We start from the raw sequence: 24,744 nt of genomic DNA, 5'->3' as shown, positions 1-24,744 counted from the left end.
TGCGAAGATATTCTACTTACGATAATCGAGTGCTGGTGCTCTCTGCCCTAGCATGGATTCATAGTTCAGCGTACTTTTTCGTAGCTGAAACTCTTGCTTCGCTTTACTAATATTTTCAGGTTCAGAGAAAAGGGATATAGCGGTTTGCGTGATGACCTCACTGGCCAAGTACATACCTTTGTAACCAATGTCAGTACCACTCATTGCTGACGCCTGCCAAGTGTGAGGAGGAGTACCTTTTACCCAGGTGGTACTAGATAGCCCCACGGTAGGTACTTGCCAACTCACATCACCTACATCAGTTGATGCCGACCAAACAGTAATCTTTTCATCGAAGGGCTCTGGTGTGCTGTGAGCATTGTGACTAAAGGTCTGCTCGCGGGTGCTACTTATTTCGCTAGCAAACTGCTGCTCACTTTTGGTCAAAATAATCGGCGGTGCGGCGTCAATATGCTTGTGCATTAATTTTGATAAGGTCACATTAGGTAATACATTCCACACTCCACCTGTGACTTCCCAATCAACACGGGTTTCAGTGCCAAGTGCTGCACCCTTCGCCGCTTTTTCCAATCTATCCCATAATGATAACACGACAGCAGGCTGTGCTGAGCGGACGTAATAATACACTTCGGCGAAATCCGGCACCACGTTCGGCGCCGTTCCGCCATCGGTGATCACATAATGAATTCGCGTGCCATCCGGCACATGCTCACGCATTAAATTTACCATCATGTTCATGGCTTCTACGCCATCTAATGCCGAGCGCCCTTTGTCTGGCGCTGCGGCAGCATGCGCAGCTACACCGTAAAAACGAAACTTACCGCTCTTATTGGCCAGCGAAGATGAGGGTGAAGAAGATGTACTATCTGATGGGTGCCAGTGAAGCGCAACATCCACATTTTCAAAAACGCCTGCTTTTACCATATAGACTTTACCTGAGCCCCCTTCCTCTGCGGGTGTGCCAAAAACCTTTAGTGAACCTTGGTTTGGGTGAGTATCGAGATAATCAGCTAAGCTAAGCGCAGCGCCTATTACCCCGCCGGCAAACAAGTTGTGTCCACAAGCATGACCTGCGTGAACATGTCCGTTAGTGCTAATCGGCTGTTTGTCAGACGTGTTTAATACTCCCATGCTGGGAAGAGCATCCATTTCGGCAAGTAAGCCGATAACAGGCTTATGCTCGCCATCTTCCGTCTGGTCTGCTGGGCTGTATTGCGCAATAAATGCAGTAGGCATGCCCGCAATGCCAGCAGTAACATCAAAGCCACGTCCAATCAGCGTTTGTTGCATTAATGCGCTGCTGTTGTGTTCTAAAAAACCTAGTTCAGGCTTTTCCCACATGGTTTTTGCAATATGCTTCATCGTGCTTTGATGAGCAAACGTAATCGCGGCTTTAGAGTCTATAGCCGAAGCATCGGTTTGCTCAACACTTTGAGCCTTCACAGCGCCAACAACACTAATGAAGGATATGAGTATAGCGAAAGCGAGTTTATGCCAAAATGCTAAGAGTTTAGTTGTGCATAAATGCATCATCATTGCTCACAACTTGTTGCTTCAGCAGTACACGCTTTAATATAAAATGCCTCGGCAGGGGTGGCAATTAACGTATCGACAAGCGTATTGGCAGCATGCTTAGCGACGTAACGTGTTTTCTCATTGGGTTCATTATCACCGACTTCATAAGTAACGCCATGCACGTGATAAACATCAGCAAAAAACTGTTTAAAAACGCCCTTCCCTGGCGATGTGCCAGGTTTATCTACGACTTTGAACACGCCTCTTGTTTGCGTTTGCAACTCGGCTAACCAGTCTACAACCATGTCGCTAGGGGCAATACTTTCATCTACCGGAATGGTATAAAAAACATTGTTGTGGGTAGAGTGAAAGTCCATACCCATTACAATTTTCCCGCCGGCATCCGTGATTTTATCTAAATACGTTTTCACTGCTCTGGTCTCTGGTTGAGAGAATACATTCCAATCGCGGTTTAGATCTTTATGCCCAAGGCTATGTCGCCAATGTCCATTAGCTACACCATCAGGGTTTATGTTTGGCACTACCAACACATTAAATCGTGACAAAAACGCACTGGTTTCAGACGTAGTGGTTAAGAATTGATTTAGAAAAGAGAACATAGCTACTGCGCCTGTTACTTCCGGTGGGTGTTGGCGACCAACGAAAATAACCCACTCTGTGTTTTCTGGCTTTTCTAGAGCAAATGCAGAAAGCGTGCGGCCTTCGGTAGATTTACCAATCGTAAACGGCTTAATGCCAAAGTCTTGCTCTGCTTGTTTTAGCCAGTTTATGTAAACTAAATTTGGAATAGGACGCTGGGCTGCCACATAGAGTGGTCGTTTTGACACAGGTAAAGATATTGTCATTCCCTGCTCTGTGGTATCAAACGCAGTTATCTCCCAGCTTTTTTGATCGTAACTCACTTTAGGTAAATACCTTGGCGTATAACCGTCAAAGGTCAGCACTACGTCTACTTTTTCTGCTTGTTTTGACGATGAATCACCTGATGCGGTAACACTAAAGTAATACCAAGGACTAGGGTTTATGGGCTTATCTTCTGGTAAGAAGCTCAATACATAGGTGCCGTTTTCGTCGACTTCACAGGAATCTAACTTACCGGCTTCAAAATCTGCAGAAAAAGTAACGCCTTCGAATTCACACGCCAAAGTAACTGGGGAAGCAAATGCCAGTGCAATGAAAAGTAATCGAAACATGATATCTCCATGAAATAAGCGCCCCCTAATGGTAGGCGCTTTTTTATGATGTAAAAGTAGGTTAAGTATTTAACTTAGAATTTATGATTAAGTGTTACGTAGGTATAACGGCCAATCGATGAATGGAGGCTACTGCTGAATCCAAAGGTTCCATCGGCAAACGGCGGTTCTTCGTTTGTCAGGTTACGCATGCCTACGGTCACTTTCGTTTTTCCGCTAAATAAGGCGTCTTCACTTAAGCGGTAACTTACGTACGCATCTAACGTTGACCAATCATCAATGACGTAAGTCACTAAATCACCTGAATCGTCGGTATAATTTAAGCTAGTGTCTTCAACATCACTAACGTAACGATATTTAAGACCGGCACGCCATGCATCGCGAGAATAGGTTAGCGATAAATTAGCCCGCCATTCTGGGCGTTCGTTTTGACGAATAAGGTCGCCATCGCTACCAAATATGGCAACTCGCTCCCCTTCGTACAATAACGCTTCGTTTCCAGCTTCTTGCGCTGCAACCACTAGGTCTGTGATATCGTCAGATCCTTGATCGAACTTTCGTAAGTTAGCGGCACTGAGCTTAATGGAAAAATCACCTACTTCAGTTTCAAAACGGTAATCAGCACTGTAATCGATACCAGAAATGTCTCTTGGCAATAAGTTAGTGTAGTCGTTTCGAATATATATAATTTCGTCATTTTCATCACGAACCACATTTTCATTCGCGCTACCCTGGCTACGCAATAATGCGTCATACAAAATTTGCGTTTGGCTATTTAAAATACCCACCGTGTTCTCTTGCTTGATTTGCCACCAATCGACTGTAAGGGTTAACGCTTTGGTAGGCGTAAGTACTACACCAAACGAGTAGTTTTCACTTTCTTCGGGGCTTAAGGTATCGCTACCATTTCGAAGTTCTAGCGTACCGCGACTCGTTTGTGTCAACGGATCGGTTCTGGTATTTGAACGGGCAACATTTACTGCTGTGGTTTGTGGCAACCCTGGCGCTTTGAAGCCCCCTGAATAAGCACCACGAATTAACGCGTTTTCATTTACCGTCCATGCAAGGGCAAATTTAGGTTTAAATATGCTGCCTACGTCAGAGAAATCTTCGTATCGGCCAGCCACCTGCAAATTCAAACTTTCAATAAAGGGTTTATCGGCCAGCAACGGAATAGCAAATTCCGCGTACGCAGATACCACATTGCGACTTCCGCTGGCATCAGGCGTGGGGCTACTTCCTAATACTTGGCTAGCAATTTCAGACGAAGTGCCACCCACTACGTCACTGAAAAACACCGTGCCGTTCAAATCATCGGTACGTTTGTCGAAAAAGCTTTCATAGCGATATTCAATACCTGCGGCAAAACCTACATCACCGGCGGGTAAACTAAATAAATCTGGTCGAGATACTTTGGCATCAATTGAAGCAAGTTCTGTTTCTGACTCCCGCTCAACGTCTACCATAAAGCTATCGATAACACTTTGTGATACCGGCGTATCGTCAACCGTATTTGGGTTAGTTACACTGGCGCCGCTAAAAATATTGTAAGCCGTGCTTTCATCGGTACTATTAACCGCTTGTTGGAACAAGGTGGTGTTAATTCGATTTGCGGTATCGATAGTATTGGCTTTTGAATACAACACGGCTGAATCGAAGTCCCAATCGCCGATATAACCCCGAAAGCCTGCCAATAAACGATAACTGTAGTCATCGACTTCGATATTTCGTGGGCCTGTATCAATGGGACGATAGCGACGCACTGTCACGTCCTCACCAAAAGGGTTGTAAAATGCGTCAGCCGACACCGTAAAACGCTGTGCTGTTAGATTGCCCGATTGTTCACGAATACGTTTTGCCGTTGCTGAGTAGTAAAGGGCTTCACCGTATATCTCAACGTCATCGTTGATTTGATGATTCACCAAAGTGTATAGGTTCAGCCTATCGACTTCAGAGCTCAAGCTACGCTGTGAGTTTGAATCGAAGCGCATATCTCGAGGTGTTGACCCGGAAGACGCGCATACATCGTCGCTAGCGTCTGCGATACAGTCGTTGTATGAGGCTGGCTCTAAATGAAATGTACCTAAAGTGTCAGTCGAAAACTCGCCCCAAGGTGTTACCGTTGAACGGTTATCTAGTTGCGTATCCCCGACAAAATCAGCAGGTACTTCGCTGTAGTTACGTAAGTCAGAACTGGCTGAATAATCTCTCTCACTCGCCATGACCATGTCACGATGATAGTACCCACCACTAAAAGTAACGTGAGTTTTATCATTATTAAATAACCAGCCACCAGCGCCTGATAAATTGATTTGGTCGCGACCTGTACCTTGACTACTACCATATTGGGCTTGAAGCTCACCGCCGGTATACTTATCGTCTAATACATAATTCACTACACCTGATATGGCATCAGTACCGTAAATAGCCGCAGCGCCATCGCGTAACACTTCAACGCGTTTTAGCCCTTTAACTGGCAGCGTATTTGAATTCACAGTAGTAACAGGCACTAAGTTTTCGGCTTGCGTACCTGGGTGCAGCACTAATCGGCGACCATTCAACAGCGTAAGTGTGTAGCCTGTACCTATACCACGTAAGTTTACTGATGAGACATCGCCACGTGCGTCGTTAACACCACCAACTACACGCTCGCTATTAAAATTTACGGCACCTTGTTGCGGTAACTCCGCTAAGATTTCAGCGCCACTGCTTAAGCCCAAACCGTCAATATCTTCAGATGACATCATGGTAACCGGCAAAGCGCCAGTATCTTGCATACCACGGATGTTCGAACCGGTAACTTGAATACGCTCTACGCTTGCTTCTTGCTTTTGAACGTCAGTAGGAGCAGAGGTAGCAGGGCGCGTACCTGATTGGCTCTCCTCTTTATTTTCAATTGGAGTAACAATGTAAGTGCTTTTAGATGTCTGCTTGTAGGTAAAGCCAGTGTCTTTAAGCAAGGTAGAAAGTGCATCCTGCAAATCCATACTGCCTTCTAGCTTAGGGCTTAGTTTTTGCTTTATTCTAGCGTCTGAAAACAGAATTTGAATTTCACTGTGCTGTGCCAGTGAGAGCAATGCGTTATCGAGTGTGGTGGCTTGAATTGAAATGTTGTCTATTTGCTGTGCTTTGATACTTGCACTTAGTGATAGTGCGACACACAGAGCTAACGTACTTGTTGTGGTTTTTGGCAACTTCATGGCTGCTCCTATAGTATTTTGTTGTGTTCCCATAAGCTAATACGCAGCCAAAAACAAAATCCTCCGCTATTTTTTCACTAATTTAACCTTTTCATTCTCTTTTTTTATTTCTACAGGCAAGGTCGCTTCAAGTGCCGTTAAAATAGCATCACCATCTGAAAGTTTAAAAACGCCACTAATACGTAAATCAGCAATCTCTTGGCTAATCACTATTTTTTTGCTTCTATAGCGGTTAAAACTGGTAATCACTTTCTCTAGCCGTTCTTCATCAAAACGTAAGTAACCGGTACGCCAACTTTGCGCTTTTACTACACTGTCCACACTTTGTTTTGCGATAAGAGCACTGGTATCATTGAACGACGCGACTGCGCCGGCTTCCAATAACACTTGAGTATCATCTTTCGCTGGTTTGTCGGTGTTCGGCTCTGCCTTTTCTTCTATGGCAACGATACCTTCTTCTACTGCGATATTAAATCCAGCCTGTGATAGCTTAATATTAAACTTCGTTCCTACGACTCTCACCGTCTTGTTTGCGGTATGAATTAGGAATGGACGAGACCGATCTTTAGCAATATCAAAAAATGCCTCACCTTGTTCTAGCCAGAGCTCTCTGTGCGCTTCACTAAACTTTATATTAATGCGGGTATCTGTATTTAACGTAATGGTAGAGCCATCTGATAATCCAACATTGCTTACCTCGCCAATGGCAGTAGAGTAATTATTGGCAAGCTCACTGTTATCAATACTTTGGTCAGGCGCATTGTGATGAGTGATGAGTAAAAAGCAGAACGATGCAACAACAATAGATGCCGCTAGATAGCGCATTCGATAGAAGCGCTTTTCCAGCTTTTGCCGCCAGCCTACATGAGGAGCAATTTGAGCTGAAGTTTCCCACAAATAAAGCGCATCGTTAAAAGCAGCTTGATGTGCGCCTTTCGCATCGCACCACTCAAGGATCTCACTTTCTTCTTTAGCTGTCAGTTCACCAGAGTAAAGACGCACAACATATTCGCTTGCACGTTTATTAATTGAATGCTGGTTCAAAGCCGTAGCCATTAATCTTGCACCTTATTTCGAATAGCCATCAGTGCGGCTGAAATATATTTTTCTACTGTACTCACAGAAACGCCTAATATGTCGCTGATTTCCCGGTAAGCCTTACCTTCAACGCGGCAAAGCACAAATGCAGATTTGTGATGAGGGTTAATATTTTCAAGCACGTTTTCAATTTCAATTAGCTTCTCAGCAATCCCTGCACACTTTTCCGGCTCATTGTTCCACGTAGAATATAGAGTATCAGAAAATGGTTCGTGAGCATCATGAGCGCGCACTTTTGCCCGCCGTTCCCTATCTATAATTAAATTAGTCACAACGGTAAACAAAAAGCTTCGAAACGTATCTTGTCGCGCTTCAACCTTCTGTGCCAATTCATCAAGTGAAAAGAGTTTGGCGTACATTTCTTGAAGTATGTCTTCTACCTCAGGGGCATTCGCACGGGCTCGAACACGAATAAACCGACGAAGCGCGGGCTCATGTTCAGAAATGAGTTCGTAAAGCATAGCATTGTCGCTTTGAGACTGCGCTATAGCTGATTGAGTATTTAAATAAACGACTTTCACACTAATTCTTCATTCATTTCTGGCTTAACTACTAATACGCAGTAGAGCATAACCCCCTCCACTATTATTCATTTTATTAGCGCCAGAAAATAAAAAACCCGGCATGAGCCGGGTTTTTTGCACAATATATAAAACGTAAAATTAACGTTTTGAGAATTGTGGACGCTTACGTGCTTTGTGTAGACCCACTTTCTTACGTTCAACTTGACGAGCGTCACGAGTAACGAAGCCAGCTTTACGTAGAGCAGGACGTAACGTCTCATCGTACTCCATAAGAGCACGAGTGATGCCGTGACGAATTGCGCCAGCTTGACCGTTAGAACCACCACCTTTAACAGTGACGTATAGGTCAAACTTTTCCAACATTTCAACAAGTTCTAGAGGTTGACGAACAACCATGCACTCAGTCTCGCGACCAAAGTACTCGTCTAGAGCACGTTTGTTTACTTGAATGTTACCTGAGCCTGGACGCAGGAACACACGAGCGGTAGAACTTTTGCGGCGGCCGGTGCCGTAGTATTGAGTATCTGCCATGTCGATTGCCCCTTAGATGTCCAAAACTTGTGGTTGCTGTGCTGCGTGCTTATGTTCAGCACCAGCGTAAACTTTCATTTTACGGAACATTGCACGGCCTAGAGGACCTTTTGGCAGCATTCCTTTCACTGCTTTCTCAATAACCATTTCTGGTTTGAAAGCTAGCAGCTTTTCAAAGTTAGTTTCTTTCAGACCACCTGGATAGCCACTGTGTGCATAATAGATTTTGTTCAATGCTTTACGGCCAGTAACCGTAATTTTATCAGCATTGATAACTACAATGTAATCACCAGTGTCCACGTGAGGCGTGTACTCTGGCTTATGCTTACCACGAAGGCGCAATGCGATTTCTGAAGCCAAACGGCCTAGAGTTTTGTCTGTGGCGTCAACCACGTACCAGTCACGTTGTACCGTTTCTGGCTTTGCAACAAAAGTTTTCATTTAAATATCACCCGAATAATATCGTCGTTACTGATTTCTGAACACCAGAAATCACCATAAAATCAACACAAAGACCCCTTCGAGCCGGTCGATTCTTCCACCTTCCCAAAGGTGGGCGTAACTGGGCAGGGCGCGAATTATACAGGTTTTGACGAAAATGCGAACCCCTAATTTGCAATTATGGGTTCTTTTTCTGCACAAATTTTCTACAGAAACCGTGACAAGCCTAATTAATTCCGTTAATTTCAAGTAGAAGATTTTTCTGAAGAGAATGAATAGGGAAATAATGCGTTTATCGGCCTTGGTTTTAGTTGTGCTTCAATTTGTGGCAAGTACTCATGTTAAAGCCGAATTTAATGATGTCACGCTCACACAGGCATTCGCCGATGACAACTATGGTTTGTATCAGCAAAAAGTCCTTGAGGCTGTTTTTTCGGCAACGCCCGAATATGGTGAAATACAGATTTCGCTACATCCTCAACCAATGTCACAAAGTCGACAAGTAGTAACTCTGTTAAAAGGTGATGCCCATGTAATGTGGAGTGTGACCAATGCTGAGCGTGAGAAATTACTCACCCCAATTAAATTCCCCCTCTTAAAAGGATTGGCTGGGTACCGAGTATTAGTGATTGCAAAAAATGCCCAACACAATTTCCAACAGACATTAACTACCGATGAACTTAAAACCCGCACCTTGGTGCAGGGGAACGACTGGCCTGACTTACACGTACTTAAATCGAACGGGTTTAATGCGGAAGGCGAAGAATGGAGTTTATGGTTTACATCAATGTACACCATGGTGGAAAAAGGTATCGTGGACGGCTTTCCTCGAAATGTTACTGAGGCAAACAGAGATTTAATACGTCATGCCGATAAAGCCGTTACTATCGATAAAAATCATCTATTTATTTACCCCAATTACGAATACTTCTTCGTGCACCCTGATAACAGCGCTCTAGCAAAAAGAATTCGTGTTGGCCTGTCACGACTGATTGAAAACGGTACCCTTGAAGCCCTGTTCAATCAATTCGAGTCTCATAAACTCGCCCTTACATTGGCGGACGACCCTCATCGCGCTAGGCATTTACTGCAAAACCATTCTTTACCTTATGTGCTTGATTACGCCCGATGGGATTTAGAAAAAGCAAAAGCCATTAAGGCCCTTTTAAGCGAATAATTACCTCGTGTGGCCATTTTTCTTGTTTTATACCCCGTATTACTGGTAAAACACCCGCCTAAAACTCTACTTACCATCAATTAGGAACCCCACAATGCGCAGTAAACGTGGACTTATCTCGGTTTGTATCTCTCTTATGGTTTATGCCAATCTTACCTTTGCTGACAACAGCAGCACATTGCTTAATATCCAGCAGCAGTGGGCGTCAATCAATTATGACGCTGATAGCAGCGAAAAAGAAAAAGCCTTTATAGCGCTTATCGCTGATGCTAGAGCCTTTGTTGCATCATCGAATAACAGTGCCGAAGCCCTCACGTGGTTAGCCATTACCCAATCTAGTGCTGCGAAAGCTAAAGGTGGCCTAGGTGCGCTCGACTTTGCAAAAGCAGCTAGAGCAAACCTTGAAAAAGCATTAGAGCAGGATGAGCAAGTATTACAAGGTACAGCATTAACTGTATTAGCGGCGCTATATCACAATGTACCTGGCTGGCCGGTTGCGTTTGGCAGTGACAAAAAAGCAGCGCGCTTGTTTGACAAAGCGCTAGCGCTTTACCCAAACAGTATGGATACGCACTACTTTTACGCAGAATACTTGTTTGATGATGGCGAGTATGAAGAGGCAGCTCGGCATTTGACATTAGCCAAAAGCGCGCCTGAAAAACAAAACCGTCCTATTGCGGATAAAGGCCGCAGAGCAGAAATAGAAAGTTTAGAGGCCAAGGTAGCGAACAAGCTTTAAAAGTAGCGAGCAAGCTTTAACGGCTAAGCTTTAGTAAGACCGGTAAAGCGTTATGAATTAGCAGTAGTGATTTTTGCTTGCTGCCATAGTGCTTCCATCTCATCAAGCGTCATATTAGCTAATGGTGAGCCCTTACTCTCGGGCCCGCCTTCTATTATCGACAAGTTTTCTGAGTCTATTTTATGGGCTGATTGTGCTTTGAAGGCTAAAGACTCTACCACTTTAAAACGTTTGGCGAATTTGTTACTGGCGTTACGTAACGCCGTATCTGCATCGACTTTACAATGTCTTGCCAAATTAACCATAGCAAACAACGCATCGCCAATTTCTTCTTCTAAGGCTTGCTGATTCAGGGTTTCGGCGTCAAGTTCTTGTTGAATTTCTTCAACTTCTTCTCGCACTTTATCTAAAACAGGCGCAACGTCTGGCCAATCAAAACCCACCTTTGCACAGGCTTTTTGTAATTTTTGGGCATACATTAATGCCGGCATTCCCACTGGCACATCATCAAGTAGACTCGGGAAAGTCGGTTCATTATCTTTACTCGGCGATGTAGAAGTCAGTTTTTGCTTTAAAGCCCGTTGCCTTGAATTCTCATGCTTTAACGCTTTTTCTTGCGCTTTTATACTGTCCCACTGTGCAGTTAAGCCTTCTTCGCTACTTGGCTGCGCTGAAGCATTGCCGAATACATGTGGATGACGGCGGGTCATTTTGTCGCTAATGCTTTTCGCAACATCGTTAAAGGTGAAATTGCCTTCTTCCTCTGCAATACGGGAATAGAACACCACCTGAAACAACAAGTCACCCAGTTCGTCCCGAATATCTGAAGGCTCCCCTTTCGCGATAGCATCAGCCACTTCGTAGGCTTCTTCAATGGTATAGCGGGTTAGGCTTTCCATCGTTTGCTGAATATCCCACGGGCAGCCAGATTCCGGATCACGAAGCGTCGCCATTATTTCTTGAAGTCGCTTTATCTCAGGCAACTCAGAATTGTTTGCGTTTTGCATCCGTAATGCCTTTTAACTGACGTAATCGTGCAAGTACTTTTGATAAGGTATCTAAGTCTTGTACTTCAATAGAAATGGTAATTAGCGCCGTTTGCCTATGTTTATCACTTAAACTGTTCACACCCAGTAATGGCACGTTTTCATTTGCCAGCACGGTAGTGATATCACGCAACAAACCGGTTCTGTCGTGACAAAAGATATCAACTGAGGTTTCAAAACCTACTTTAAGCTCTTGTGACCAGTTCACCTCAATTTGACGTTCTGGGTGCTGCTCAAGCAAATGCTGCAACTGATCGCAGCTTTCTTTATGTACGCTTACTCCACGCCCTTGCGTGATATACCCCATGATGGGCTCACCCGGAACGGGTTTACAGCAATTGGCCAACTGGCTCATCAAGTGGCCAACCCCTTGTACAACAACTGCGTCTTTCTTGCCTGCGCCTTTAGCCGTTCGCTTTGTTTTTACTTTAGGGCTAATTTCAGGCTCTTCTGGCTCAGGCTCTTGTAAGAAATGAATAAAGTTGATGACTTGCATCACCCTCACATCGCCCGTACCTATAGCTGCATACAAATCGTCAACGCAATGTCCATTGAACTTCTCGTATACTTCACTGGTGATCTTCAAAGGCAAATGGGCGCGATGCAATTCACGCTCTAGCAGTTCTTTACCCGCAGCTAAGTTTTTATCCCTGTCTTGTTTTTTGAAATAGGAATGGATAGTAGCGCGAGCGCGAGATGAGTGAACATAGCCCAAGCCTGGGTGCATCCAATCGCGACTGGGGTTAAGCTCTTTGCCAGTAAGCACTTCCACTTGATCGCCGCTATGCAGCTGATAAGTAAAAGGCACAATTCGTCCATTGGCTTTCGCCCCAATGCAGCGATGCCCTACATTGCTGTGAATATAGTAGGCAAAGTCGAGGGGCGTAGCGCCTTGTGGCAAGTCGATAACATCGCCTTTTGGGGTAAACACATACACACGGTCATCAAATACCTGACTGCGCAACTCTTCCACCATATCACCAGATTCGGCCACTTCTTCTTGCCAGGCTAATATGCGGCGAAGCCAGTTTATGCGTTCATCGTAGCCCGACTGTTTACCCGTACTGCCTTCTTTATATTTCCAATGCGCTGCAACACCTAGCTCGGCGTCTTGATGCATTTTGTGAGTACGAATTTGGATTTCTACTGGTTTACCTTCAGGACCCACAATAACGGTGTGAATAGACTGATAGCCATTCGCTTTAGGCGTGGCAATATAATCGTCGAATTCATTGGGCAAGTGCTTGTAACTGGCGTGCACGGTGCCAAGCGCGGCATAACAATCTTGTAACCGCTCGGCGATAACCCGCACAGCACGTATATCGAAAAGTTGTTCGAAGGTAAGGCGCTTTTTCTGCATTTTTTTCCAAATGCTGAAAATGTGTTTTGGCCTGCCGTACACATCCGCGCGAATATTTTCGCTATTCATTAATGATTGAAGGTCATCAACGATGCCATCAATATAATCGGCTCGCTCTCGACGTTTACCGTCAAGTTGCTTAGCGATTTGTTTGTAGGTAATAGGATGCAAATAGCGAAAGGCTAAATCTTCCAATTCCCATTTTAACTGACCTATTCCTAAACGGTTGGCCAACGGGGCATAAATGCTGGCACATTCACGGGCCACCATAACCCGCGTTTCTTCATCCGCTTTTTTCGCTTGTTGAAGGGCGCAAATACGTTCTGCCATTTTAATCACAACGGCACGTACATCTTCAACCATAGCAAGCAACATACGACGAATACTATCTATATGTTGTTCATCAGATTTTTCGTTGAACGGCGAGCCATTATTTTTTCTAGCGTGTAAGGTTTTAATGGCGTCCATACGCCTAACCCCCACGACTAAGTCACGAATTTCAATATCGAATTCTTGCTCAATATCAGCTTCGGTTAAACAGTGTTGTTCGCAGTAAGGAAAGACCAATGCCGCCTGCAAGGTGACGTCATCCATATTTAACTGACAGAGTATTTCGACCATTTCTTGGCCTACTAGAAGACGCTCTGGCATAGAAGACACACTGCGTAGTTTGTCTTTCGTTTCTTCACTTAAATCGAGGCTGTCTAGCCACACCTCAAAAGGAGGCCTATCGGCTGCATGCACTTTTCTTGTTGTCACCATAACCGCTGCTCGCTATTGCTGTTGGCGTGTAAATAGCGCCATCGTTTCCATGTGATGGGTAAAGGGGAACATTTCAATCACACCCGCTTTTTGCATTTGATAACCTCCATCTATCAGTACACGCGCATCCCGCGAAAAAGTGTTCGGGTTGCAAGAAACATACACTATCGTACTAGGAGTTGCTCGAACCAGGGCATGACAAACCGTCAATGCTCCTTCTCGAGACGGATCAAGCAAGACTTTATCGAAGCCACCCGCTAACGCTTTATCCACTGATTTTTCATCAGCCAAGTCAAGCTGCATCCAATCCACGTTCGTTATGCCCTGTTCAAGGGCGTTACTTTTGGCGCGCTGCACCATTTCAGCAACCCCTTCTACCGCGCTTACGGTGGCGCCACTGTTGGCAATAGGCAAAGTAAAATTACCTAAACCACTGAACCAATCGGCTATACGTTCACCGGCTTTTGGTGCTAACCACGACAGGGCTTGCGCCACCATTTTAGTATTTACTTCTGCGTTCACCTGAACAAAATCATTAGGCCCAGGTTGCAAATAGAAGCCATCTACTGTGTTACAGGTAATTGGCGCTATTTCATGCAAATGAGTAAATTCGCCATTACCGTCTTCGATTGTCATATTCACGTTTTGTTCCACAGCGAACTGGGAAAGCGACGCAATAAAGTCGTTGGCCAATGAACGGGTATGCTTTACCGTGACTTGCACCGCGTTTTCTCCGGCCAACAAGCTGACATGCCCAACCAAGCGAGCGCTAGCATAGCCAGTAATGGCAGATTTAAGTGGCGCGATAAGTTGGCTTAACGATTCAACTAAAACTGGGCAGCCTTCGATATCAACAATGTTTTTGCCTGCATTTTCTCGAAAGCCAAGTTTTATTTTATCTGGATTTCTTGCATCAATTGCTAGTCGAGCTTTACGGCGGTAGCGTGGTCGATTACCACTGACGGGCGCTTGCCAGGCCCCCTCGTTGAAACCGAGTTTACGCTGGAACATACTTTTAAGCGCATCGTCTCGCAGTGCGAGGGCTTCCTGAGGCTCTACGTGCTGGAGCTGACAACCACCGCACTGATTTGCCACCCCGCAAAACGGTTTTTGGCGGTGCTCTGAGGGTGTATTCACTTTAGTGACTTTCGCGTTAACAATCTGCTTGTTGCTTGAAAGTGCTTTTATTTCTACGGTTTCACCAGGTAAAGCGCCATCAACAAAAAATAAGGTTTCACCCCGAGCAACGCCCTGCCCCTGCCAATCCATACCATCAATGGTTACCGCTTCATTAGCAGTATTAATGTCATCAACCGAGGGCCATGATTGTTTAGTTTTTACAATGTGCTGCTTTTCACCTGAGCCAGCGCCGCGCACTCGCCCTTTCAGATTACTTTTGTTTTTGCCTTTGCTCGGCTTATAAAATATGGCCACGTGGTGCTCCCGTTACATTAATTTTCAAGAATAACGGTAGCAACCGCATAGTGAGTTTCATCGGAAATGCTGATAACACTAGAGGTAATAGCTCGCTGTTCACACAGCATGGCAACCTCTCCAGTAAAATGAAGTTCTGGCGCGCCTAAAGCATTATTGCGCACTTCAATATGTTGCCAACTGACGCCGTTACCAATACCTGTCCCTAACGCCTTCACTGTTGCTTCTTTAGCGGCGAATCGCTTGGCTAAATAGCGCACGGGCTCATTACTAGCAACATAAAGGTTAAGCTCGTAAGGCGTGAGTACACGTTTGGCGAGGCGCTCGGTAGTAGCGTCGCTTTTATTCAAACGTGCAATTTCAATAATGTCTGTGCCTAATCCAGCTATGGCCACAAGGTATTCTCTTTTTGGTTTTTAGCGTTTACTTTCAATTTTACTTGTTTAGCAACTTAAACGGATGTGACGTTAGATTCCACTTCTTGCTTCTAACATGAGCTTACGCATATCAGCCACCGCAGTGGCTAAGCCATCAAACGCCGCTCTTGCGATAATTGCATGGCCAATGTTCAGCTCAATAAGTTGAGGGATAGCCGCAATCGGTTTCACGTTATGGTAATGCAAACCATGACCAGCATTCACTTTAAGACCTCGTTTATCGGCATACTCAATACCTTCCACTAATCGAGCTAGCTCTTCTTCAAGTTCGGCTTCACTGGTTGCTTCAGCATACTGGCCAGTATGAATTTCTATATAAGGCGCACCGCACTCAACCGCTGCATCTATTTGTTGTTTATCTGCATCGATAAACAAAGACACCAAAATGTTCGCGGCCGCCAAACGCTCGCATGCTTGTTTCATCACGGCCAAATTACCCGCTACGTCAAGACCGCCTTCAGTGGTTAGTTCTTCACGCTTCTCGGGCACTAAGCAACAAAATACCGGTTTAACTTCCTCGGCAATCGCTAGCATCTCGTCGGTAACCGCCATCTCCAAGTTTAGGCGGGTATTGATAGTTTGCGCCAAAATGCGTACATCTCTGTCTTTTATATGGCGACGATCTTCACGTAAGTGAACAGTAATACCGTCCGCTCCAGCGCGCTCCGCAACATCTGCTGCATGCACAGGATCGGGGTAGTTGGTACCACGGGCATTTCGAAGTGTGGCAATGTGATCGATGTTAACGCCAAGAAGAAGTGTACTCATTAACAGATACCTATAGTAGAACAAGCCTTTGGTAATCAGCGCTTCATAGTAAAGGCGCGTATTACCTATCTAAAATTGATTAAGCGCTATTGTAACAAACTTTCGAACCATCACATGGCAAAAAGCGTGATTAAATATGCGTAACACTTATTGTTTTATTACTTTCTAACCACAAACAATTCTCTACTTTTTAGTGGTTTATCGCCAATAAGCGGCTTGAGTAAATCACGGCATAGCACTTTGGCCACACGTTTACTCATAGGCGTAAATTCACCTTGTGCTAGGGCGAGTAGCGCACTACCCGGCAAGCCCTTGCGAGTATGGCTATTTGACACATCATCTGGCAGCGCACAAAAGCCAAATTCCGGCTGCAGTACATAGTGCTTTTCGGCCTCGATGGGCATTTCATATTCTACATCTTCAGTGAAATCAGGCAGTAATCCCATTTCATCTAGAAGTGACAGTTCAAACTTTCGCAGGGTAATTTCAATGTCATCATCGCTAAATAGCGCCGTAAGCGCCTGTCCGTAAGCCTCAAATACCGCATCACTGGCAAGGCCAGCAGGCATTATTCGATTGGTAAGTTCATTGAGGTACATAGCACAAAATAGCGGCGTGCCCACTAAATTAATGGATGGCGCAGTGCTTTCGACATGCCGCAAGTTTTTTAAATCAGATTTACCGGCAAGTTGTAGTTTGAGAGCTTGAAAAGGTTGAAGCAGACTTTTTTTATCAGACTTGCTGTTACGTACACCTTTCGCCACGGCACTCACTTTGCCTTGTTCTAGGGTAAAGAAATCGACGATATAACTGGTCTCTCTATAGGCTCGGCGGTGCAACACAAAAGCAGTCAACCAGTCGTTATTCATTCATTTTCCCGTATGTATTAGCAACTCTAACAGAGTAATGGGCTTAGCTTCGTTTAATGCGTACCACTTTCATGGTTTCAAACTCAATCCCTGCCACCTCTTCTACCTGTCGGTAGTAAGTGATATTGACCCGCGCCCCTTTTAGGCTTTGGTATAGCTTTTTTCGGCGATAAATAAACGGCACATCAATGCCTTCTAACATTACGGTGTTGCGCACCCAATCATCTTCTTCACGCTGGACGTGCGACACCACCTTCATATTATCTGATTGATTTAATTGGCCATGCTTGCTGATTAATTTGTCAGTCTCTGATTTCATATTATTCACCTTGCACCGCGTTGTATTCTGATATGCGAACCTTAAGCGCTTTGCCTTTAAGTACTCTAGCTGTTTGATTTATGCGCTTTCTAGCTGTTCGATAATAAGCTGTACCGACTCCTGGCCGCGAAATACGTTTACATCTAATCGGTAGGCAATGCGTACTTGTTTCACCATGGCATTGGGCCACGCTTTAATATCAATATTAAAGGCAATCGCATCCACTTCGCCAACCGAAGGCTCTCGTAGTACCAACTTTAAGTGTTTTTCACCCACCAGTCGCTGTTGCACTACTTGAAACTCGCCATCGAATAATGGCGATTCAAAGCCCTGCCCAAACGGGCCAGCTTGCCTAAGCAAATGGGCGAATGGCAACGATAGCTCTTGGCCCGTTAGGCTGCCGTCAGACAGTAACACTTGGTTACCGTCTAGTTTATCCATATGTTGCTTAGCAATATCGATGAACGCCTTTTGGAATGCGGCTAAATTAGCCACCGGCAAACTTAGCCCTGCTGCCATTGCATGGCCACCAAATTTGTCAATAACACCCGGAAAACGCGTATTCACTTCATCGAGTACATCGCGAATATGTACCCCTGGAATAGAGCGAGCCGAGCCTTTTATTGTCGTCTCGTCTTGATGAGCAAAAGCGATAACCGGTTTCAAATACTGTTCTTTTAAGCGTCCCGCCACAATACCAATCACACCTTGATGGAAATCGGCTTGATACACCACTAACGCGGCAGGAATATCGCCTTCGGTAAGAGACATTTTTTCTAGCACTTGTTCTGCTTGCGCCTTCATTCCGGTTTCTATTTCTCGGCGTTCACGGTTAAGTGCATCTAGCTCCGAGGCTATCATGCGAGCTTGCATCGTATCGTCTTCTAGCAGGCAAGCTATGCCTTGAGACATATCATCTAACCTGCCGGCAGCATTTAAGCGAGGGCCAATAACAAAACCTAAATCGGTTGAAGTAAGGTGAGCGCAATCACGGTTAGCCACTTCAACTAACGCTTTAATACCCGGTCTGCATTTACCTGCACGAATCCGCTGCAGGCCTTGATGTACCAAAATTCGGTTATTTTTATCTAAAACCACCACGTCGGCCACCGTACCCACGGCTACAATATCTAGTAACGATGCCAAATTAGGCGCTGGAAGATTCTTTTTAGTAAACCAATTTCGTTGTTGTAGCTCGGTTTTAAGTGCAAGCATGATGTAGAACGCCACGCCAACCCCCGCTAGGTTTTTAGAGGGGAAAGTACAGCCTGGTTGATTGGGGTTCACAATAGCATCGGCAGGGGGAAGGTCGTCACCGGGTAAGTGGTGATCAGTAACAATAACCTCTATGCCCAAGGCTTTTGCATGCGTTACTCCGTCGATACAGGCAATGCCGTTATCTACCGTAATAATAACGTCAGCGCCTTGCTGCTTGGCGATATCCACAATAGGGACACTAAGGCCATAACCAAAATCGAAACGATTTGGCACCAAATAATCAACCTTATTAAACCCCATCATATGCAATGAATGAATACACACTGCAATACTGGTCGCCCCATCTGCATCGAAATCACCCACAATAACAAGCGTCTTATCTTGCTCAATAGTGTCTGCCAGAATACTTGCTGCACCGGCCATGCCTTTTAGCTCATTGAAATGGGTAAGGCCCTTCAGCCCATTTTCTAATTCACTAACATCTTGCACATTTCTGCCGCGATAAATACGGTCTATTACAGGGTGCAAAGTAGAAGCAAGAGGGGCGTCACCAGTTTCACGGCGCACTACAGGCAATATCATCGACATTCATCACTACGGTTAATTAGAGGGTAATGATACCCAAGGGAATGAGGTAGGTAAAATCAGAACATAAAAAAACGCACCTAGCCTGAGTATTCACTTTTGCTACGGTGCGTTTTAAAAAATTAAAATTGGCGCTATTCGGCTTGCTCAATAGCCTGTGCAATCATACCTGCAGGTTGGTAACCTGGAATTAGCGAGCCATCTGGCAATACGATGTTAGGGGTACCATTTACACCTAGTTTTTGTCCCAACAAATATTGCTCTGCCACTTTGTTAGCACATTTAGCGGTTGCCACATCGTTGCCCGCTTTTGCATCAGTTAATGCTTTTTGCGGATTTGCTGCACACCATACCGACACCATATCTTGGTAATTCTGGCTGTCTAACCCTGCACGAGGAAAAGCCAAGTAGTTTACCGTAATCCCCATGTCGTTTAAGTCGCCCACTTCTTTATGAAGCTTTCGGCAATAACCACAGGTGGTATCGGTGAAAACACTGATCACATGCTTTTCGTTTTTAGCTTTAAACGTAATGGCTGATGATTCCATTTCCTTCACACCTTCGATGCGAAGGTCCGAATAGGCGGCTTCGGTTTCATTACGCATGCCTTCATCTATATTTAGAATACGCGCCTGAACCAAATATTTAGCATCATCACTGACATAGAAGAAACCACGATTGGTCGATACTTGTACCAAGCCTGGAATGGGTGAATCGGCAAGAGAGTCAACCTCTAGCCCCAGCATATTAGTCAGCTTACTCTTAATTGCCGTTTCATCTGCTGCGCTTGCGACACTCGCGAAAAGGCTCGTAGTGAACACCATTGCAACCAATAAGCTAAATTTTACTACTTTCACTATATTTACTCCGACAGCAATCATGCTTTCAAAATATTAAAATGGGATATAACTAAGACCGCCCATGCAAGAGAAAAATTTCATTTGCGCATTTCACTAAAGCGATACTTAGCGAGTATTTAACGTAATGCTATCACACCACTCGCTGGGTAACACTGAAGTTTGCCTTACCAATTAGTGGAGTTATCCCCTAGGGTGATGGCTGTGAATGAGCGTTTGTAAACGCTCGGTCGCCACATGGGTATAAATTTGGGTCGTCGACAAATCGCTGTGCCCCAACAACATCTGCACAACCCGCAAATCGGCGCCATGATTGAGCAAATGGGTGGCAAAGGCATGACGCAAAGTGTGTGGAGACAGATGCTGTTCAATATTCGCTTTAACAGCATAATATTTAATACGATGCCAAAAAGTTTGCCGCGTCATTTTTTGACCACGTTTGCTCAAATACACATAGTCTGATTGCTTAGTGGCCAGCACGGGGCGGGCAGTTTTTATATACGTTAATAGCCATTCTATGGCATCTTCACCCAATGGCACTAACCTGTCTTTATTACCTTTACCGGTAACCCGCACCACGCCTTGCTGTAAGCTTACCTCGCTCATTTGCAAACCGATAAGCTCACTTACCCGCAATCCTGTGGCATAAAGCACTTCTAGCATGCTTTTATCTCTGCACTCTATCGGGTCTTCTACTAAGGGGGCAGCGAGTAAATCTTCAACTTGGCGTTCACTTAAAGAGGCAGGCAAAGATTTAGGTAGTTTGGGATTTGATAAGGAAGATATAGGATTATCTACCCGTATTTGTTTACCGATTAGATACGTATAAAAGGCTCGTAGCGCACTCATTGCCCGTTGTGTGCTTCGCGCCGAAAGTCCCTTGTCGTGGCGGTAGGCAAGATAGTCTTGCATCATTTCGGTGGTCAGTACCGCAATGTCTTTAATGCCTTGGTTATTACAGAATATAGCCAGTTTAGTTAAATCGGTACGATAGCTTTGCTGCGTATGATCAGACAACCCCTTCTCAAGCCACAGCATGTCTATAAAGTCATCGATATGTGCCTGACTAGCAGCAGGCACATAAGTAAGCTCACGCGCCATTAAAAGCCACGCTTTTGCTTGATAAGCTCATAAGCAGATTGAATATCTTGGGTCTTTTTCTTCGCCATCTCCATAGCTTGCTCAGGTAACCCTTTCGAGACGAGTTTATCTGGATGGTGCTCAGACATACGTTTTCGGTAGGCACGCTTAATCGTTTTTTCATCATCTGATGCACTAACACCCAAAATACGATAAGCATCATCAAGAGATTGTTTTTCGGTATAGGCACTTTGTTGCGAAGAACGCTGGCGTCCATTGGGGCCTTGTCCATTGGGGCCACTTTGTCCGCCTCGCTGCCTAAAGCGTATTTCGGCTTCAAACATGGAAATAAGATAATCGAGATCACGGCGTCTAAAACCCAGCGGCTTCGCTACTTTTTCTAAAACCACATACTCTTCTTGGGTTAACTTGCCATCGGCAAATGCCGCTTGAATCAATATCTCCAAGAAAACTTGTAATATATCTCGGCGACCATGACTGGCCTCGTACAACCCTTTCAATGTATCAGTAATAGGGAAGTCTCTGGCTTTACCTTCACGAAACGCTTCTTGTGCTTCTTTTCGTGCATCACCGGTTAACTTCATGTCATCCATGAGTGCAGTAGCAATTTGAATTTCACGACTGGTTACTTTGCCATCAGATTTCGCTAAATGACCCAGCGCTGAGAACAAGCTATGAAAAAATACCGCTTGTTGCTTCATACTATTCTGATCGGTAAAGAAACGGCCAAACCCACCGAGTTGATTAAAGTCTTGGCTGTACGCCTTATCGAAGAAATGCCCTACGATTAGCCCTAAAATAGCGCCGGGGATTTTTAAAAACATAAACCCAAAAAGCACACCAAGGATTTTTCCCCACACGGCCATGTCAGTATTCTCCTGTAATCATTAGCGCATTATTGATGATGATTTTGCACTCAACCCACGTCTGAAATCGTTGTTTAAGCACTATGATCTGCAAGCCTTAAAAGGCTATAAAAATAAAGTAATCATTAGAAGTAGGTACAGCTTGACGCTTTTCAAGCTAAAAACTCGTCTATTCGCTTCATTAATTGAGACGATTTTTACCCAATAAGTCAGTAAATATGCGGTAAATCCCTATTTAGATAAAGAGAAATACGATTTTTTTAATCCAATGGTTGGTAAATACAACAGAAGTGCTTAGAATTGACGGCTAATTACATTGCGTTAACTGCCAACGCTACTAGGTTGGCGTATTATTAACTCTATGCAGAACTATATGTGCGCCTTAAGGTCACATCATTATAGTGTCAGCACCGAATAACAAAACAGGCCATTCACCACCGCATGAAAAAGACCTGCGCCATGCTTGTTTCCGCGACCTTGTCTACTCACGTCGCGTTTGCACAGGAAGCTAATCCAGAATCAGTCTCACCGCTAGCCTTTTGCTCGGTGGAGCCCATTGTCTTTAAAAGCTCAGCACTTATGCCGAAGGGGCATGTGAAAGTTGAAGCTAACCGAACTGAAATCATCGAAAATAAAGTAGCACTGTTTTCAGGTAATGTTGATATTACATCTGATAGCGCCATCATCAGTGCGTCTCAAGCACAAGTAAATGGCAATGGTGAAGACGTGCTAGCAAAAGGCGATGTGCATTTTCGCGATGCACAGTTAAGCGTAGAAAGTGATGCGGTGTCACTTCGTTCAAAAGAAGAACGCTTAGAAATGCAAAATACCCGTTATCAACTCACTGGGTTTGTTGGACAAGGCGCAGCCGAAGACATATTGGTTGATACCAATGAAGGTATTGTTTTAAAGGAAGTGAGTTTTACTACCTGCCCCGAAGGCCATGAAGATTGGATGATTCGGGCCAGTGAGATTAGCATTGAAAAAGGCACAGCATGGGGTAAAGCCAAACATACCCGCTTTTATGTCGCTGACGTTCCTGTTTTCTATCTTCCTTATTTCGCATTTCCAGTAAGTAATGAACGTCAAACGGGTTTATTGTTTCCCGAAATAACAAGCTCTAGCAATACCGGCATCGATTACACACAACCATTTTATTGGAATATTGCCCCTAATTTTGACATGACCATTTCGCCTCGAGTGATGACCCAGCGCGGTATTCAGCTAAATACAGAGTTTCGTTACCTAACCGAAAAAAGTGAAGGGACCGCGTACGTAGAATACTTGCCAAGTGACAGTGATATTGAAGGGTCTCCCGATCGTTATTTCTACCGTTTACAGCATCAAGGTCAACTTAACGATAACTGGGTACTGGGTATCGATTTCAATGGTTTGAGTGATGACAACTACATTGTTGATTTAGGCTCTGATTATTATAACAGCGCAGATACACACCTTTATCGTACCGTAAACTTGGGTTATTACACCCGAGATCTCACAGTAAATATGCAAGTAAAAGACTTCGAAATATTGGGTGATACCGCCGACAGTTATCGTGCGCTTCCTGAAGTTAAAATTGATTACCGTACGCCTTTTGGCCGCTATTTCGAATTTAGTGTTAACTCTGAACTAGCGTATTTTGACAACACTTCTGAAACCGCGCCAACAGCAACCCGCTTTCATGTAGCTCCCACCCTCTCTATGCCTATTCGTGCAGCATGGGGTGAATTTGTTGCTGAAACCACTGTGTTGCAAACGGTTTATAAGCAAGAAAATATTCAAGATACTGACTTAGAAGAAAATGTAGAGCGTACTTTAGGTCAAGCTCGCCTATTCGGCGCGCTGTATTTCGAAAAAGATTCCTCATGGTTTGGTCACGATACCGCCATGACGTTAGAACCTAAAATTCAGTATCTTTACACCTCATATGAAGACCAAACAGCGATTGGGCTGTATGATTCAACGCCTCTGTTAACCGATGTTGAAGGGCTATTCAGAGGGCAAGAATTTACCGGATTGGATAGAATTTCAGATAACAACCAAGTTACCCTTGGTATAACCAGTCGAATATTGGATAAAAACAATAGGGAACAATTTGTACTTAGCTTGGGTCAGATATTCTACCTTGAAGATAACAAGGTTATTGCCGCGACTAAAAATCAAGACCGTTCGGCGCTAGCCGCTGAGATGGACTGGCGCTTTAACAAAAACTGGTACGCCCATTCTGATATTCAAGTGACTACCGACACCGACAAAGTTGACTTAAGTAGTGTTGGCTTAGAATATCGACAAGATGCAAAGCGATTTATTCAGTTGAGTCACCGATATGTTCGTGATTTAAGTGGTGAAACCATTGACCAAGTGGGAATATCGGCGAGTTGGCCTATTGCTGAAAACTGGCAATGGGTGGGTAGAACTTACCGTGACATCGAGCGCGATAGAAGTATTGAGACTTATGCAGGTATTCAGTATGAATCCTGTTGTTGGGCAATACGCTTAGTGGCAGAAAGAAGTTTAAGCAACCGTTATGATTCATCGGGTGAACAATCTACCGACGATTTCGATACGGGTGTGTCATTACAATTTATATTCAAAGGTATCGGTACGTCTGGTACACAAAGAAGCATGTTACAAGATGGCATGTTTGGCTATCGTCAGCCATATAGTTTAAATTAATCCGTTG

Annotated in this window: 21 protein-coding genes; 3 read left to right on the top strand and 18 right to left on the bottom strand. The window is 44.5% G+C overall.

Going from position 1 to position 24,744, the window contains the following annotated elements:
• Positions 1–12 precede the first annotated feature (12 nt).
• The 7 genes from AAC006_RS03845 to rplM form a co-directional block, all read right to left on the bottom strand.
• Positions 13–1,443, bottom strand: coding sequence for an amidohydrolase (locus tag AAC006_RS03845; protein ID WP_339890712.1), 1,431 nt, complete (start codon positions 1,441–1,443; stop codon positions 13–15).
• Between the two features lie 89 nt (positions 1,444–1,532).
• Complete coding sequence (locus AAC006_RS03840; protein ID WP_126872491.1) at positions 1,533–2,729, bottom strand: M14-type cytosolic carboxypeptidase; 1,197 nt, start codon at positions 2,727–2,729, stop codon at positions 1,533–1,535.
• A 74-nt stretch (positions 2,730–2,803) separates the two neighbouring features.
• Positions 2,804–5,929 carry a TonB-dependent receptor gene (locus AAC006_RS03835; protein WP_185864153.1) on the bottom strand — a complete coding sequence of 1,042 codons (3,126 nt, stop codon included), beginning with the start codon at positions 5,927–5,929 and terminating at the stop codon, positions 2,804–2,806.
• 66 nt (positions 5,930–5,995) lie between these two features.
• The gene (locus AAC006_RS03830) at positions 5,996–6,985 is read right to left on the bottom strand and encodes a FecR domain-containing protein (RefSeq protein WP_126872490.1); all 990 of its coding nucleotides are present in this window, start codon (positions 6,983–6,985) and stop codon (positions 5,996–5,998) included.
• On the bottom strand, positions 6,985–7,548 hold the full coding sequence (locus tag AAC006_RS03825; protein WP_013785376.1) for an RNA polymerase sigma factor: 564 nt from the start codon (positions 7,546–7,548) through the stop codon (positions 6,985–6,987). The genes AAC006_RS03830 and AAC006_RS03825 overlap by 1 nt, the downstream gene beginning before the upstream one ends.
• 141 nt (positions 7,549–7,689) lie before the next feature.
• Complete coding sequence (rpsI, locus tag AAC006_RS03820) at positions 7,690–8,082, bottom strand: 30S ribosomal protein S9 (protein ID WP_013785377.1); 393 nt, start codon at positions 8,080–8,082, stop codon at positions 7,690–7,692.
• 12 nt (positions 8,083–8,094) lie between these two features.
• Positions 8,095–8,523, bottom strand: a complete 429-nt coding sequence (rplM, locus tag AAC006_RS03815; protein ID WP_013785378.1) for a 50S ribosomal protein L13 — start codon at positions 8,521–8,523, stop codon at positions 8,095–8,097.
• A 286-nt stretch (positions 8,524–8,809) separates the two neighbouring features.
• Between rplM and AAC006_RS03810 the strand changes: the two genes are divergently transcribed.
• Positions 8,810–9,700, top strand: a complete 891-nt coding sequence (locus AAC006_RS03810; protein ID WP_126872489.1) for a transporter substrate-binding domain-containing protein — start codon at positions 8,810–8,812, stop codon at positions 9,698–9,700.
• Between the two features lie 94 nt (positions 9,701–9,794).
• Positions 9,795–10,439, top strand: coding sequence for a hypothetical protein (locus tag AAC006_RS03805; protein ID WP_126872488.1), 645 nt, complete (start codon positions 9,795–9,797; stop codon positions 10,437–10,439).
• Positions 10,440–10,489: 50 nt separating this feature from the next.
• Here the strand turns inward: AAC006_RS03805 and mazG are convergent, their stop codons facing one another.
• The 11 genes from mazG to djlA form a co-directional block, all read right to left on the bottom strand.
• A complete protein-coding gene (gene mazG, locus AAC006_RS03800) occupies positions 10,490–11,446 on the bottom strand; it encodes a nucleoside triphosphate pyrophosphohydrolase (protein WP_126872487.1) in 957 nt (318 codons plus the stop codon).
• Positions 11,424–13,607, bottom strand: a complete 2,184-nt coding sequence (gene relA / locus AAC006_RS03795; protein ID WP_126872486.1) for a GTP diphosphokinase — start codon at positions 13,605–13,607, stop codon at positions 11,424–11,426. The genes mazG and relA overlap by 23 nt, the downstream gene beginning before the upstream one ends.
• Before the next feature lie 12 nt (positions 13,608–13,619).
• A complete protein-coding gene (gene rlmD / locus AAC006_RS03790) occupies positions 13,620–15,041 on the bottom strand; it encodes a 23S rRNA (uracil(1939)-C(5))-methyltransferase RlmD (protein WP_126872485.1) in 1,422 nt (473 codons plus the stop codon).
• A 17-nt stretch (positions 15,042–15,058) separates the two neighbouring features.
• Positions 15,059–15,436, bottom strand: coding sequence for a holo-ACP synthase (acpS, locus tag AAC006_RS03785; protein ID WP_013785384.1), 378 nt, complete (start codon positions 15,434–15,436; stop codon positions 15,059–15,061).
• Between the two features lie 72 nt (positions 15,437–15,508).
• Positions 15,509–16,246: a pyridoxine 5'-phosphate synthase gene (gene pdxJ / locus AAC006_RS03780; protein ID WP_013785385.1), complete on the bottom strand. Its 738-nt coding sequence runs from the start codon at positions 16,244–16,246 to the stop codon at positions 15,509–15,511.
• 158 nt (positions 16,247–16,404) lie between these two features.
• Positions 16,405–17,115 (bottom strand): DNA repair protein RecO, encoded by a 711-nt coding sequence (gene recO, locus AAC006_RS03775; protein ID WP_013785386.1) that lies wholly within the window; start codon positions 17,113–17,115, stop codon positions 16,405–16,407.
• Positions 17,116–17,158: 43 nt separating this feature from the next.
• Positions 17,159–17,434, bottom strand: coding sequence for a hypothetical protein (locus AAC006_RS03770; RefSeq protein WP_013785387.1), 276 nt, complete (start codon positions 17,432–17,434; stop codon positions 17,159–17,161).
• Positions 17,435–17,512: 78 nt separating this feature from the next.
• Complete coding sequence (gene recJ, locus AAC006_RS03765) at positions 17,513–19,234, bottom strand: single-stranded-DNA-specific exonuclease RecJ (RefSeq protein WP_339890746.1); 1,722 nt, start codon at positions 19,232–19,234, stop codon at positions 17,513–17,515.
• Between the two features lie 137 nt (positions 19,235–19,371).
• Positions 19,372–20,094 carry a bifunctional protein-disulfide isomerase/oxidoreductase DsbC gene (gene dsbC, locus AAC006_RS03760; protein WP_339890706.1) on the bottom strand — a complete coding sequence of 241 codons (723 nt, stop codon included), beginning with the start codon at positions 20,092–20,094 and terminating at the stop codon, positions 19,372–19,374.
• Between the two features lie 183 nt (positions 20,095–20,277).
• Positions 20,278–21,195: a site-specific tyrosine recombinase XerD gene (xerD, locus tag AAC006_RS03755; protein WP_129736584.1), complete on the bottom strand. Its 918-nt coding sequence runs from the start codon at positions 21,193–21,195 to the stop codon at positions 20,278–20,280.
• Complete coding sequence (gene djlA, locus AAC006_RS03750) at positions 21,195–22,061, bottom strand: co-chaperone DjlA (protein WP_208805348.1); 867 nt, start codon at positions 22,059–22,061, stop codon at positions 21,195–21,197. Before djlA ends, xerD begins: the two co-directional genes overlap by 1 nt.
• A gap of 441 nt (positions 22,062–22,502) precedes the next feature.
• On the opposite strand from djlA, the gene lptD reads away from it, so the two are divergent.
• Complete coding sequence (lptD, locus tag AAC006_RS03745) at positions 22,503–24,737, top strand: LPS assembly protein LptD (protein ID WP_339890705.1); 2,235 nt, start codon at positions 22,503–22,505, stop codon at positions 24,735–24,737.
• The last annotated feature ends 7 nt before the right edge of the window (positions 24,738–24,744 follow it).

This window comes from uncultured Alteromonas sp., assembly GCF_963976965.1.
Classification (GTDB): Bacteria; Pseudomonadota; Gammaproteobacteria; order Enterobacterales; family Alteromonadaceae; genus Alteromonas; species Alteromonas naphthalenivorans.
The sequence above is the reverse complement of the archived record's forward strand: the minus strand, read 5'-3'. Positions and strand labels throughout refer to the sequence as shown.

Coding starts and splice junctions, on each gene's coding strand:
- rplM (WP_013785378.1), bottom strand. CDS start 8,523: ATGAAAACTTTTGTTGCAAAGCCAGAAACGGTACAACGTGACTGGTAC.
- djlA (WP_208805348.1), bottom strand. CDS start 22,061: ATGGCCGTGTGGGGAAAAATCCTTGGTGTGCTTTTTGGGTTTATGTTT.
- rpsI (WP_013785377.1), bottom strand. CDS start 8,082: ATGGCAGATACTCAATACTACGGCACCGGCCGCCGCAAAAGTTCTACC.
- AAC006_RS03830 (WP_126872490.1), bottom strand. CDS start 6,985: ATGGCTACGGCTTTGAACCAGCATTCAATTAATAAACGTGCAAGCGAA.
- AAC006_RS03770 (WP_013785387.1), bottom strand. CDS start 17,434: ATGAAATCAGAGACTGACAAATTAATCAGCAAGCATGGCCAATTAAAT.
- recJ (WP_339890746.1), bottom strand. CDS start 19,234: ATGATATTGCCTGTAGTGCGCCGTGAAACTGGTGACGCCCCTCTTGCT.
- relA (WP_126872486.1), bottom strand. CDS start 13,607: ATGGTGACAACAAGAAAAGTGCATGCAGCCGATAGGCCTCCTTTTGAG.
- xerD (WP_129736584.1), bottom strand. CDS start 21,195: ATGGCGCGTGAGCTTACTTATGTGCCTGCTGCTAGTCAGGCACATATC.
- AAC006_RS03810 (WP_126872489.1), top strand. CDS start 8,810: ATGCGTTTATCGGCCTTGGTTTTAGTTGTGCTTCAATTTGTGGCAAGT.
- AAC006_RS03805 (WP_126872488.1), top strand. CDS start 9,795: ATGCGCAGTAAACGTGGACTTATCTCGGTTTGTATCTCTCTTATGGTT.
- AAC006_RS03840 (WP_126872491.1), bottom strand. CDS start 2,729: ATGTTTCGATTACTTTTCATTGCACTGGCATTTGCTTCCCCAGTTACT.
- mazG (WP_126872487.1), bottom strand. CDS start 11,446: ATGCAAAACGCAAACAATTCTGAGTTGCCTGAGATAAAGCGACTTCAA.
- pdxJ (WP_013785385.1), bottom strand. CDS start 16,246: ATGAGTACACTTCTTCTTGGCGTTAACATCGATCACATTGCCACACTT.
- recO (WP_013785386.1), bottom strand. CDS start 17,115: ATGAATAACGACTGGTTGACTGCTTTTGTGTTGCACCGCCGAGCCTAT.
- AAC006_RS03835 (WP_185864153.1), bottom strand. CDS start 5,929: ATGAAGTTGCCAAAAACCACAACAAGTACGTTAGCTCTGTGTGTCGCA.
- lptD (WP_339890705.1), top strand. CDS start 22,503: ATGAAAAAGACCTGCGCCATGCTTGTTTCCGCGACCTTGTCTACTCAC.